Raw genomic sequence first — 12,712 nt, forward strand, 5'->3', positions numbered from 1 at the left:
GTTTCATGGTCGGCGCTCGTGGCGCAAGTCGAAGATTCAGTGTTTGTGCGAATGCGGCGATGCGACCAGTCGGTAGTCGCCGTCGCCGATCGACGGCCCGATCTTGCAATCGGTGAGGCGAACCGCCTCCTTGCCGGCCACCTTGCGCGGCAGGCAACTGCCGCCATGCGTGCAGAACGCGCCGCCCGACGGCGTGTCGCGCGCGATGTCCACCGGCAAGGTCTGGCCCTTGTTCCAGGTGTTCTGCATGTCGTCCTTCACCGTGGCAAGCATCATCGCGTGACAGTCCGGCGCCGGCGTGCGTGCGCTCGCCAGGGCGGGTACTGCGGCCAGCGCGATGATCGTGGCCAGAAGGGTGTTGCGCATGGGTGTCTCCTGTTCGTTGTGGGGCGGCACGGCAAGGACGCAAGGAGCGACGCGGCTGTCGCTGGAGGCGTACATTCGGCCGATCGGCCTGCAACCAGGTATGAACAGGCCAGTGCCTCGCTGCGCAGGCAACTGGTCGGAGGGTGGATCGCGCCGCGGCAAGCGCGGACGCACGCGCATGAAAAACGCCGCGACGGGTCACCGTCGCGGCGCTTGGAACAGGACTGGGATGCTTCCAAAAGCGACGCTGGGCGTCGGCATCAGGACAGGCGCGCTCAGCCGGCAGCCGGCGCCTTGGTATCGCCGGCCTTGATATCGCCCGGCTGACACTCGCCCAGGCGCTTGCCGTCCATCTTCATGTGCGTCTTCATCGACATGCCGCCCGGCAGGCCGGTGATCTCGGAATGCGATTCGGAGGACATCTCGGTGGCGCTGAAGGTGCCGGTGCTGGTGCCGGCGACCTTGATGTCGCCCATCGTGCAATGCATCTTCGCGTCGATCTTTCCGTCCTTCATGCTGAAGGAGTCGTACACGCAGTTCTTCTGCATCGGCGAGGCGCTGCCGAAGAGGCTGGTGGGATCGTTGATCTGCTCGGCGGTGAGGCAGACCTTGGCGGTGCTCGGCGGCACCTTCGGCATCTGCGGCATGTTGCCGGAGCCGCCGCTGGTCTCGCTGCTCACCTGCTCGATCCGCATCTCCCACTGGCCGGGCTGCAGCTTGGCCGCCTGCACCTTGGCCACGTCGGCGACCGAGGCGTTGGACATCGCGACGTTGTCGCCGTTCTTGTCGCCACCCTTGCCGCAGGCAGCGAGCAGCACACACACAGCAACCGTTGCCGGCATGGTCAGACGCATGAACTTCTCCCTAAGTTATGTGAGGTGCGCGGAGCATAGCCGGGGGCGTAATTAAGATGACGTCGACGCCGGGCGCTGCCGTTGGCGCGTGCCTGGTCACGCAGGAGGCGGCGGAGAGGCTGGATCCGACCGCCGCAGGCACGCGCGTCGGCGGCAGAAGAAGCAGCAAACCCTGCGTAATCGCACGCCGCCACCGCGCGTGCATGCGGTGCGTGGCCGCGCGATCCCCGCGATCACTGCGTACGTTGTCCAGGTGCCTGCCGTGCACGGACCATTCCGTTCGGCTCTGCTAGCGTCTGCGCCGCCGCGCGTGACCCCCACACCATCCGCTCCAGGTCCGACCTTCGATGCCCAGCCTCGCCGAACGCCCCGTCATCCTCGAACGCAAACGCACGTTGAAGATGGCCCGCTCCGCCCACGCCTATGTCCGCGGCAACACGCTCAAGTTCTACGAATGGCTGGCAGCGTCGCCGGCGGCGCGGCGCGTGCCGATGGGACCGGCGATCTGGATCTGCGGCGACTGCCATCTCGGCAACCTGGGCCCGGTCGCCGACGGCGAGGGGCGCGTCGAGATCCAGATCCGCGACCTCGACCAGGGCGTGATCGGCAATCCCGCGCACGATCTGATCCGCCTGGGCCTGTCGCTGGCCACTGCGGCACGCGGCTCGGACCTGCCCGGCGTCACCACGGCGCGGATGATGGAGGCGATGATCGACGGCTATGGCGCCGCCATCGAGGATCCGACCCGCGATCACCCCGGTGCCGAACCCGAGACCGTGCGCAGCATCCGCCGCGAGGCCTTCGGCCGGCGCTGGCGGCATCTGGCCAAGGAGCGACTGCAGGCGGTGGAGCCGCGTATCCCGCTTGGCGAGAAGTTCTGGGCATTGGCGCCGGAAGAGCGCGAGGCGCTGGAGCGGCTGTTCGCCGATCCGAAGGTGGCGCAGATGGTGCTGTCGCTGAAGGGAAAGCCCAAGGATCGCGAGGTGCGCCTGGTCGATGCGGCGTACTGGATGAAGGGCTGCAGTTCGCTCGGCCTGCTGCGCTACGCGGCGATCGTCGGCCTGAAGACCGGCAAGGGCCACTGGTCCTATGCGCTGGTCGATCTGAAGGAGGCGGTCGCACCGATCGCGCCGGCAGCGCCCGATGCGCGGATGCCGGCGGACAACGCCGAACGCGTCACCGCCGCGGCGCGGGCGCTGTCGCCCTATCTGGGCAGCAGAATGTTGCCGGTGCATTTGCTGGGCCGCTCGCTGTTCATTCGCGAACTCTCGCCGCGCGACCTGAAACTGGAAGTCGACCAGTTCAATCACGTCGAGGCGGTGCGCTCGGCGCGCTACCTCGCCTTCGTCGTCGGCAAGGCGCATGCGCGGCAGATGAAGCCCAGGACGCGGGCCGCGTGGCTGCAACAGTTGGACGCCGACCGGCGCAAGGCGATCGCCACGCCGTCGTGGCTGTGGGAGAGCGTGGTCGCGCTCGCCGGGCATCACGAAGCCGGTTATCTGGAGCACTGCCGCCGCTATGCGTTGGCCGCCTGACGGCGACTTCTTGAGGCGCGATCCGTTTCAGCCGCGCGTGCGGTCCAGGTCCAGCGCCATGTCCCAACGGTCGAGCCCCGCGCCGTAGCCGTTCGCGACCACGTGCTTGACCGTGAAGCCGAAGCGCGCATAGAACGCCTGGGTGTGCTGGCTGGTGTCCAGTTCGATCCGCGTGACGCCGGCACTGCGGCAGGCGTCGAGCCGGGCCTCGGTCAGTGCGCGGCCCAGGCCCTGGCGGTGCAGGCGGCGGTCGACCATGCCCCAGCCGAAGCTGGCGACGCGGCCGTCGAGGCGCAGCGCGTGGCCGCCGCAAGCCACCACCGCGCCCGCGCGGACGATGACCAGGTAGTGCCAGTCGCCGACGTCATGTTCAAGGAAGCGCTCGAAGGCGGCGCGTTCGCTACGGTCGAAGAACTGCGGGACGTTGCTGTCGAACAGCGCCAGGCAGGCCGCGCGGTCCTGCATGACGTAGGGACGGATCGTGTTCACTCGGGCAGTGTGCCGCAGGCGGCCAGGCATGTCGTGGCTGCGCCGGGTATGGAGGTCGCATCGGCCATTTCCGACGCGAGTGTCGGAAAATTTCGCCGGGCCTGTCCGGGATCCGCAGCGGGATGGTGTCCGGAAGCGGGAAGGGGGAGGGTCAGATAATTCTGACGTGAGATCAGGATTGTCCTGATAACGCTTTTCCCTCCGCACCAGCATACTGGCCTCGGCCTGACGCAGGGACCGTCGCGCGCCTTACGGGGAGAGCGCTGGCAGGTCACTCGACCCTGCGTGCCGAGCCTTGAGTAAGCTCGGCAGGGTTTTGATGACGACACGATGACGTTTCGCGAATTGCAGATGAGCACTCCGTGAAGCGTCGTCGTTTGTCTACAAATTCGTATTGCCCTGAATAATTCACGCAGATAGTCTGGATGGTGCGGTATCCGCTGCGTTGGGGTTATACGAGATGGCCATCAGGGTTTTTCTGGTCGATGATCACGCTCTTGTCCGTACGGGCATGAAGCTGATCCTGTCGAATCAAACGGATATCGAGATCGTCGGCGAGGCCGACAGCGGCGAAAATGCGCTCCCGCAGATCCGGCAGCTGAAGCCGGACATCGTTCTGTGCGATCTGCACATGCCCGGTGTCAGCGGGCTGGAAGTCACCGAGCGCATCGTCAAGGGTGACCACGGCACCAAGGTCATCATCGTGTCGGTACTGGAAGACGGTCCGCTGCCCAAGCGCCTGCTGGAAGCCGGCGCGTCAGGCTACGTTGGCAAGGCCGGCGACGCGCAGGAGCTGCTGCGCGCGGTCCGCGACGTGGCGATGGGCAAGCGCTACCTCGGCGCCAACATCGCGCAGAACCTGGCGCTGGCCAATCTGGAAGGTGGCGGTTCCCCATTCGATGCACTGTCGCCGCGCGAGCTGGAAGTGGCCCTGCTGCTGACCCGCGGCCTGCGCCAGGAAGACATCGCCAAGCGCCTGAGCCTCAGCGCCAAGACCGTCAACACGCACAAGGCGCGGCTGTTCGAAAAGGTCGGCATCCAGGACAACATCGCCCTGGCGCGCCTGGCCACGCAGTACGGCTTGCTGGATCCGACGCATCCGCTGTAGTCGGCGGTGCCTGCCGAGCTGACACGAGAGCGGCCTTCGGGCCGCTTTTGCGTTGTGCTTGCGCCAACGTGCGGACCTGTTCGCAGTGGATCGATTGCGAACCAGCGTCCGCGGCTATCGCCGACGCCCCCGGCACTGGCGCGTGCCGCGGTCGGAATGGCTGGGTTTGGCGAAAGCGGTGGAGTAGGGAGTGCGTGCTCTGCGCGAATGCATCGCTCGCGACTGCAGCGAGCGCGCAACGACGCGGACGTGCATGTGGTGGTGGATCTTCAAGACACTTCGGTAGCCTTCCGCGCAGCACGTACTCCACGCATCGCGTGTTTTCGCAGGCGCGGCTTCAGCCGCGACCGGCGCATCGGGAAAGCCCCGTCGCGGCTGAAGCCGCTTCTGCGGAGGTGATGGTGTGTCTCGTCGAGTCACGGCAAAGCGAGTTTCGCCGTGGCTTTGAAGCCGCTGCTGCCGCGCCGAACAGGACGCGCGAAAGGCAGTACGCGTGCAGACGATCGTCTTGAGCCGTAGCGATGGAAACGCTTCACGGGCGTCCACAAAAAAAAGCGGCCCGAAGGCCGCTTCTTTCATGCTGCACCGGCAGGAGCGGGGATCAGCCGCGATCCTTGTGCTCGTCGCCGTCCGCCTTGTCCGCGGCATGCGGCGCAGGCGCTGCGGACTGCGCCGCGGCAGCAGCACGTTCCTTCCGCGCCGCCTCGTCCACAGCCGCGATCTCCGCCTGCGCCAGCGTCGCCGGAGCAGCGACGGACGTTGCGCTGTCGTCGCGTGCCGGCGTGACCGATGCGGCCTCGGTCGACGCCGCGGCCGCTGCCTCACCACTGTGCGGAACCGCCGCCGGTGCCTCGGCGAAGGCATCGAGCAGGGTGGTCTGCACTGGCGCGTAGGCCGGCTTGGCCGGGGCAGCGTCTTCCGCACGCGGTTCCGCGGGAGCTGTGGGCGTGGCGGCCGGCGCTGCGCTCGGCGCGACGGTGGTCGCCGCCGGCGTGGTCACGCCCGCCGGATCCTCGACGGTGGCCTTGGCATCCGCCGCGTCCGGCTCGGCGACCGGCGCCTTGGCGGCGGTGGCAGTCGGTTGCTCGATGGCGGTGGTGACCGCCTGCGGCTGTGGCGCGACGACCGGCGTTGCGGGTTCGGCCAGTGCCGCGGCGCGCTCGGTGGCGACAGTTTCCTGCGCGACCGGCTTGGTCTCGGCGACTGCGGCCGCCACCGGTGTGGCCGCGACCACGGTGTCGGCGTGGGCCACGGCGGCATCGCTGACGCCCTGGGCTGCAGCGGCCGGCGCGGTCGGCGCAGGCGATCCGGTCACGGCCTCGACGGCCGGCTGCATCGGTGCGGTGGCCGGCGCAGGCACGGCGTCGGCGGTGATCGGCGCGGGGGCCTGGGCAGCGGCGTCGGCCGGTGCCGGCGCACCGACAGCAGCCGGACGCTCGCGACGCGGCTCACGCTTCTCCTGCGGCTCGCGCTTTTCCTGCACGGGCGGCTGCGACTTGGCCGGAGCGGCATCGGTGGTGCCGTCGTCGTCGAAGTCGAACTCCGGCTGGCTGCGGCTCGGCGCGGGCGCGCTTTCGCCATCGCTGTCGCCGGCATCCAGGTCGGCATCGTCCAGGCCTGCGGCATCGCCGGCAGCACCGGCTTCGCCATTGCCACGGCGACGGCGGCGGCCACCGCGACGGCCACGACGGCGGCGGCCGCCGGCGTCGCCGGTACCGTCCTCGCCCTCGGCGCCTTCGCCGGCGGGCACGGCCTGCGCGGTTTCGGCGGCGCTTTCGCGTTCATCGATGCTCGCTGCTGCCGCGGTCTGCGCCGGCTGCACCGGTGCGGCGGCTGCAGCGTCGACGGCTGCTGCCGGTTCCTGCGACGCGGCGATCGCGCCACCGGCGACCGCGGCGGCGGCCAGCGTGGTGGCGTCCTGCACCGGGGTCGCCGGTGCGGTGGCGACCGGTGCGGCCTGCTGCTTGGCGACGGCCTCCTCCGCACGCGGCTGACGCGGCGGCTTGTCGCCCTGCGCGGCGGCCTGTGCCGGCTCCTGCTGCGGCTTCGGCTGGCGCGGCGGGTTCTGCGGCTGCTGCTGCTTCGGCGGCTTCGGCGTTTGTGGCTGCTGCTGCGGCTTGGCCTGCTGCGCGGCCTGCTCGTTGCGCGGCGCCTTGGGCTGCTGGTTCTGCTGCCCGGCCGGCGCGGCGGCGCCGTTGCCGGCGCGGCGCTCGTCGCGGCGCGCGTTGCCGCCGCCGTTGTTGCCGTTGCCGCGCGCGGCATTGCCGCCCTGGCCGCCGTTGCGGTTGCCGTCGCGGCGCGCATTGCGGTCGTTGCGATCGCCACGGTCGTTGCGGTTGCGATTGCCGTCCTGCGGGCGCTGGCGCTGTGCCGGCTCGGCGGCGGCCGGGGCCGGCGCAGGGCTGTCGCCGGCGCCGAAGATGCGCTTCAGCCAGCCGACCACCCCGGTGGCTGGTGGCGCGACCGGGGCCGGCGCAACCACGGGCGCCGGTGCCGGTGCGGCCACCGGTTCTTCGACCACTTCGCGCACCGGGGCCGGCTGCGAGTGCTTCACATTGGTCACCGCGGGCGCCGGGATGTTCAGCTGCGCCTTGGTCAGCGCGTGCACCGGCAGCTTGCGCGGGGTGCCGCGCTGGTAGCTGGGCTTGGTGCTTTCCTCGCCCAGTTCGTTCTCGCGCAGGCGGGTCACTTCGTAGTGCGGGGTGTGCAGCTGCTCGTCGGCGACGATCACGATCGGCGCGTCGTGGCGCTTCTCGATCTCGCTAAGCGCGCGGCGCTTCTCGTTGAGCAGGTAGTTGGCGATCTCCACCGGGGCCTGGACCAGCACCTGCCCGGTGTTCTCCTTCATCGCGTGCTCTTCGGCGACGCGGATGATCGACAGCGACAGCGACTCGACGCTGCGCATGCGGCCGTGGCCGTCGCAACGCGGGCAGACGATCTGGCTGGATTCGCCCAGCGACGGACGCAGGCGCTGGCGGCTCATCTCCAGCAGGCCGAAGCGCGAGATGCGGCCGATCTGCACCCGCGCGCGGTCGTACTTGAGCGCGTTCTGCAGGCGGTTCTCGACCTCGCGCTGGTGCTTGTTGGAGGCCATGTCGATGAAGTCGATCACCACCAGGCCGCCGAGGTCGCGCAGGCGCAGCTGGCGCGCGACCTCTTCGGCCGCCTCCAGGTTGGTCTGGAACGCGGTGTCCTCGATGTCGCTGCCCTTGGTGGCGCGCGAGGAGTTGACGTCCACCGCGGTCAGCGCCTCGGTCTGGTCGACCACGATCGAGCCGCCGGACGGCAGGCGCACGCTGCGCTCGTAGGCGGCCTCGATCTGCGACTCGATCTGGAAGCGGTTGAACAGCGGGATGTCGTCGGTGTAGTGCTTGAGCTTGCGCAGGCTCTGCGGCATCACCTGCTGCATGAACTCCTGGGCGTCGCCGTACATCTCGGCGGTGTCGACCAGGATCTCGCCGATGTCGGCGCGCAGGTAGTCGCGCAGGGCGCGGATGATCAGCCGCGATTCCTGGTAGATCAGGAACGGCGCCGGCTTGGCCAGGGCGGCCTCGGCGATCGACTTCCACACCTGCAGCAGGTAGTCCAGGTCCCACTGCAGCTCTTCGGCATCGCGGCCGACGCCGGCGGTGCGGATGATCACGCCCATGTCGTCGGGGATGTTCAGCTTGTCCAGCGCTTCCTTCAGCGCGGCGCGGTCCTCGCCCTCGATCCGGCGCGAGACGCCGCCGGCGCTGGGCGAGTTCGGCATCAGCACCATGTAGCGGCCGGCCAGGGAGATGAACGTGGTCAGGGCCGCGCCCTTGTTGCCGCGCTCCTCCTTGTCCACCTGCACCACGACTTCCTGGCCCTCGCGCAGCAGTTCGCGGATCGTCGCCTTGTTGTGGTCGACGCCGGCCTGGAAGTAATCGCGGGAGATTTCCTTCAGCGGCAGGAAGCCGTGGCGCTCGCCGCCGTATTCGACGAAGGCCGCTTCCAGCGAGGGTTCGAGCCGGGTGATGCGGCCCTTGTAGATGTTGGACTTCTTCTGTTCCTTGGACGGCTGCTCGATGTCGATGTCGTACAGGGTCTGGCCGTCCACGATGGCCACACGCAGTTCTTCTGCCTGCGTGGCGTTGATCAGCATTCGCTTCATTGTTGCGTTCCTCGCGCTGCTACCGCGCGGAACGCCATGGGGTTTCGCTTCTGGTCACGCTTCGTCGCCCATCGCGCAGGCGCGGGGTGGGCGTCTTGGGTTTCCAGCGCTACGACACCACGGCGAGCCGCGGGAGCGCTTCTTGCTTTTAGGTGGTTCAGGACCGGCGGCGACTCCAGCCAGGCTGGGCGCCGCACGGGGCATGTTCAGCGCGGACGCTTGCGGCATCCGGCGATGGCCGGGTAGGCCGGTGAGCCGCTAACATGGCCGCCCCGGGGGCGGTGGTCGCGCACTGTGCCGGAATCGTCGTAAGCCGGGCTTCTGGCCCTCAACTAACTTCCAACGAAATCAAACCCTTATCTCGCCCCCCGAGTGTAACAGAATAAACTGCCTGATGACTTCCCCCCCGATCCCTCCAAAGCCGCGCGATGTCGCGACCAGCGCGGTGCGCATTCTCAAGGTCCCGGAAGACAGGGCCGGACAGCGCGTAGACAATTTCCTGCTCGGCCAGCTCAAGGGCGCGCCGCGCAGCCTGATCTACAAGCTGATGCGCAGCGGCCAGGTGCGGGTCAACGGCGGCCGCACCAAGGCCGAGCGCAAGCTCGAGGCCGGCGACGAGGTGCGCATCCCGCCGGTGCGGCTGACCGAGGAGGGCGAGAAGAGCACGCCGCCGGACGCGTTCATGGCCCGGCTGGAGGCGGCGATCGTCTACGAGGACGCGCGGCTGCTGGCGCTGAACAAGCCATCCGGCGTCGCCAGCCATGGCGGCAGCGGGATCAGTTTCGGCGCCATCGAGACGCTGCGTGCGCTGCGTCCCAATCAGTCGCTGGAGTTGGTGCACCGGCTCGACCGCGACACCTCTGGGCTGCTGATCGTGGCCAAGAAGCGCTCGGCGCTGACCGAATTGCAGGCGCTGATGCGTGAGGACGACCGGGTCCAGGGCCGCGGCATCAGCAAGCGCTACCTGACCTTGCTGGTCGGGCGCATGCCCGACGGCACCATGAGCGTGGACGCGCCGCTGCACATCGGCCTGCGCCAGGGCGGCGAGCGCCACGTGCAGGTGAACGCGGCCGGCAAGCCGTCGCTGAGCCACTTCCGGGTGCTGGAGCGGCGTGGCGGGCATTCCTATTGCGAGGTGCGGATCGAGACCGGTCGCACCCATCAGATCCGCGTGCACGCCCAGCATCTGGGACATCCGGTCGCCGGCGACGACAAGTACGGCGATCCGGCGGTCAACAAGCGCCTGCGCGAACAGATCGGGCTCAAGCGCCTGTTCCTGCATGCCGCCTCGCTGGAATTCAGCCTGGACGACGGCAAGACGCCTTATCTATTGAATGCCCCGCTGGCCGACGAACTGGCCGAAGCGCTGAACCGCCTCGGCTGAGGCGAGGCTCCTGAACCCGGGAGCGGCATCGTGGCCGCCCCCGGATCGTGCTCAGCTCTCGTGGTGGTCGTGATCGTGGTGCCCGTCGTGGTGGGCGGGTGCCGGGCGTTGTGCCGGATGCGACTCGGCCGGCCGCGGCTCGGGCATGCGCGGTGGCGGGGAGAAGCGGGCCACGCGCTGCTCCTGGCGTTGTTCCTGACGCTGCTCCTGGCGCGGTTCCGGCATCGGCGCACGCATCGCCTCGCGCGGCATCTGCGGCGCGCGCGCCTCGCGCTCGGGCGCCGGCGCATGCCAGGCCTGCGCGCGCGGGGCTTCGCTCGGCAGTGCCTGGCGCGGCGGCTCCGTGCGTGCCATCTCGCGGGCGAAACCGGACGGCTGCATGCCCGGGTCGCCGCGCCGCGGCGGTTCCGCAAAGCGCGCTTCCGGCATGCCGCGATTGGCGATGGCCTCGCGCGGCGCCTGGCTGGGCGTCAGCGCCTGCGGTACCGGGCGGCCATGGAACTGCGGGACCGGCATCGCCGGAGCCGCGCGCGGCACGTTCGGCTGGGTCATCGCCACGGTGCGTTGCGGAGCCGCGGCATGCTGGGCGAAACCGGGCAGCAGGCGCTGGTCACGTGCGGCGGCCATGGCCGCTGGCGTGCCCGGAGCCGGCAGGCGCTGCACCGGCGGTGGCATCGCCGCGACCGGGCGGCCGGCCTGCAGCATCTGGCTGGTAAAATGCGGCATGGTCTGCGGCATCGCCGGAGGTTGGGCCCGCGCGGGTCCGAACGCCGCTGCCGGCGCACGCGCCGACATCGCCGCGGCGGCCATCGCGGCGCCCGCCGGCGCACGCGCGCCAGCGAAGGCCTGCTGCCCGCCCGGACCGCCCATCGGCGCGGCCGGCGGCGGCGCACCGCGGTAGTCGTTGTGCACGTAGCTGCGGTTGTCGTAGTGGTTGTTGATGATGGTGGTGCGCGGCGCGTACACGCTGTTGCGGTAGACCACGTAGTTCGGCGCCGACGGCGGCGCGTTCCAGTTCACCCCCCAGTTGTTCCAGCCCCAGCTGTGCCACGGCGGCGCCGGTTCCAGCCAGCCGAACACGCTGTGGTGGTGGTGTTCGAGCGCGTCGCCGACCAGCACGCCAACGCCGAAGGAGATGATGCCGGCGGTGACCAGGTCGCCGGTGTCGTAGTAGGGGCGCGGCGGGCGATAGCGGTACTCGCGGTAGACGTTGACCGGTGCGCCGTAGACCACGTCGGGGTCGTAACGCGGCACGTAGACCACGTCCGGCTGCGCCGGTTCGATGACGATGGTGCGGGTCGGCGGCGGCACCGCGTCGGCGTAGGCCGGGGCCGGTTCCACCACGGTGCGCTGCACCACCTGCACGCGTTGCTGCGGGGTGCTGCGCAGGTGGCCCTGCGCCTGCGCGCGCTGGCGCATCACCTGCACCGCGTCCAGCACCTGGTTGGGATCGTGGGCATAGGCGTCGCCCAGCGCGCGGGTCCAGTCGCCGTTGCCGGCCAACTGGTCGACCACGTCGGGGAAGGCGGTCAGCGCCTTGACGCTGGGGTCCCAGGGTTGCGCCGCGGCCGCCTGCAGGCGGTCGGTGGCGGACAGGGTACGGTTGTTGCGCAGCCAATCCTGCGCGGACACCACCTGGTCTGGGTACACCGAGGCGGCCAGGGTCTGCGCCAGCAGCTTGTCCGGAAACAGCGCGATCGGCGCGACCAGTTGATAGAGCTGGTCGGCGGTCGGGGCCACATAGGGGGCAGGTGCGGGTGCCGCGGCCGGGGCCGGCGCATCGGCCTGGGCCGCAGGAGTGGGCGTGTCCTGCCGCTGGCAGGCGCCCAGCGCCACCACGCTCAGTGCGGTGAACAGGGCCAGCCTGGCCGGGGGCAGGGGACGGAGATCCATGCGACACCTCATCGAGCGGGGCGAAGGTGGCCGCAGCATGCGCCGCCTTGGGTGTCTGCGACCTTTCTGCGCAGCGCGCTCGCGCAGGCCAGCGAGCGCGCGTTCAGCCGGCGTCGGCCGCTGCCATCAGACCGGTGCGGACAGTCGGAACAGCACCAGGCTGAGCGCCAGCGTGGCCATGCCTGCGACCAGGCCGTACACCGTCTCGTGCCCCTGTGCGTAGCGCTTGGCGGCCGGCAACAATTCGTCCAGGGCCAGGAACACCATCACCCCGGCGATCAGCCCGAACACCGCACCGAACACCGCCTCGGACAAAAAGCGCGCAAGCGCGACGTAGCCGATCAGCGCGCCGATCGGCTCGGCCAGGCCGGACAGCAGGCTGGCGGCGAAGGCATAGGACTTGCGCCCGGTGGCGTAATGCACCGGCACTGCGATGGCGATGCCCTCGGGGATGTTGTGCACGGCGATGGCGAAGGCCAGCGGCATGCCCACCGCCGGACTCTCCAGCGTCGCGAAGAAGGTGGCCAGACCCTCCGGAAAGTTGTGCGCGGTGATCGCCACCGCGGTGAGCAGGCCGACGCGCTTGACGTAGGCGCGGTTGTCGTCGCGGAACAGCGGATCGCGGCTGTTGAGGCTTTCGTGCGGATTGGGCACCAGCCGGTCGATGGCCACGATCAGCACCATGCCGGCCAGGAACGCCAGGGTGGCATAGGCCTGGCCCAGGCGCGGATCGAAGGCATCGCTGAAGGCGGCGATCGACTTGCCGAGGATTTCGGTCAGCGATACGTACACCATCGCGCCGGCGGAGAACGCCAGGCCGAAGGCGAGCAGGCGCGGATTGGGCCCCTTGCTGAACAACACCAGCACGCTGCCCAGGCCGGTGGCCAAGCCGGCGCCGAGGGTCACGGCGAGCGCGACCAGGACATTGTGCAGCGGGATGTCCAGCAT

9 protein-coding genes are annotated in these 12,712 nt (G+C 69.6%); 3 read left to right on the forward strand and 6 right to left on the reverse strand.

All coding sequences use genetic code 11. The annotated features are described in order from the left end of the window. Positions 1–36 precede the first annotated feature (36 nt). A complete protein-coding gene (locus tag SLW55_RS10155; RefSeq protein ID WP_226978504.1) occupies positions 37–441 on the reverse strand; it encodes a hypothetical protein in 405 nt (134 codons plus the stop codon). A gap of 200 nt (positions 442–641) precedes the next feature. Beyond that, on the reverse strand, positions 642–1,220 hold the full coding sequence (locus tag SLW55_RS10160) for a DUF3617 domain-containing protein (protein WP_232757204.1): 579 nt from the start codon (positions 1,218–1,220) through the stop codon (positions 642–644). Positions 1,221–1,567: 347 nt separating this feature from the next. On the opposite strand from SLW55_RS10160, the gene SLW55_RS10165 reads away from it, so the two are divergent. Beyond that, entirely contained in the window at positions 1,568–2,755 is a 1,188-nt protein-coding gene (locus tag SLW55_RS10165) for a DUF2252 family protein (protein WP_295954126.1), read from the forward strand. Between the two features lie 27 nt (positions 2,756–2,782). On the opposite strand, the gene SLW55_RS10170 is transcribed toward SLW55_RS10165, so the two are convergent. Next, positions 2,783–3,244, reverse strand: a complete 462-nt coding sequence (locus SLW55_RS10170; protein WP_320745049.1) for a GNAT family N-acetyltransferase — start codon at positions 3,242–3,244, stop codon at positions 2,783–2,785. Between the two features lie 460 nt (positions 3,245–3,704). Between SLW55_RS10170 and SLW55_RS10175 the strand changes: the two genes are divergently transcribed. Next, entirely contained in the window at positions 3,705–4,352 is a 648-nt protein-coding gene (locus SLW55_RS10175; RefSeq protein WP_026143418.1) for a response regulator, read from the forward strand. A 601-nt stretch (positions 4,353–4,953) separates the two neighbouring features. Here SLW55_RS10175 and SLW55_RS10180 read toward each other — a convergent pair. Beyond that, entirely contained in the window at positions 4,954–8,487 is a 3,534-nt protein-coding gene (locus tag SLW55_RS10180; RefSeq protein ID WP_320745051.1) for an Rne/Rng family ribonuclease, read from the reverse strand. Between the two features lie 394 nt (positions 8,488–8,881). On the opposite strand from SLW55_RS10180, the gene SLW55_RS10185 reads away from it, so the two are divergent. Beyond that, positions 8,882–9,871: an RluA family pseudouridine synthase gene (locus SLW55_RS10185; protein ID WP_320745052.1), complete on the forward strand. Its 990-nt coding sequence runs from the start codon at positions 8,882–8,884 to the stop codon at positions 9,869–9,871. A gap of 51 nt (positions 9,872–9,922) precedes the next feature. Here SLW55_RS10185 and SLW55_RS10190 read toward each other — a convergent pair whose 3' ends face one another. Both SLW55_RS10190 and zupT read right to left on the reverse strand, forming a co-directional pair. Next, positions 9,923–11,764, reverse strand: a complete 1,842-nt coding sequence (locus tag SLW55_RS10190; RefSeq protein WP_295941100.1) for a DUF3300 domain-containing protein — start codon at positions 11,762–11,764, stop codon at positions 9,923–9,925. A 126-nt stretch (positions 11,765–11,890) separates the two neighbouring features. Continuing rightward, positions 11,891–12,712, reverse strand: a complete 822-nt coding sequence (gene zupT / locus SLW55_RS10195; RefSeq protein ID WP_295925238.1) for a zinc transporter ZupT — start codon at positions 12,710–12,712, stop codon at positions 11,891–11,893.

The organism is Xanthomonas sp. LF06-19, assembly GCF_034105425.1.
In the GTDB taxonomy this organism is placed as follows: Bacteria; Pseudomonadota; Gammaproteobacteria; order Xanthomonadales; family Xanthomonadaceae; genus Xanthomonas_A; species Xanthomonas_A sontii.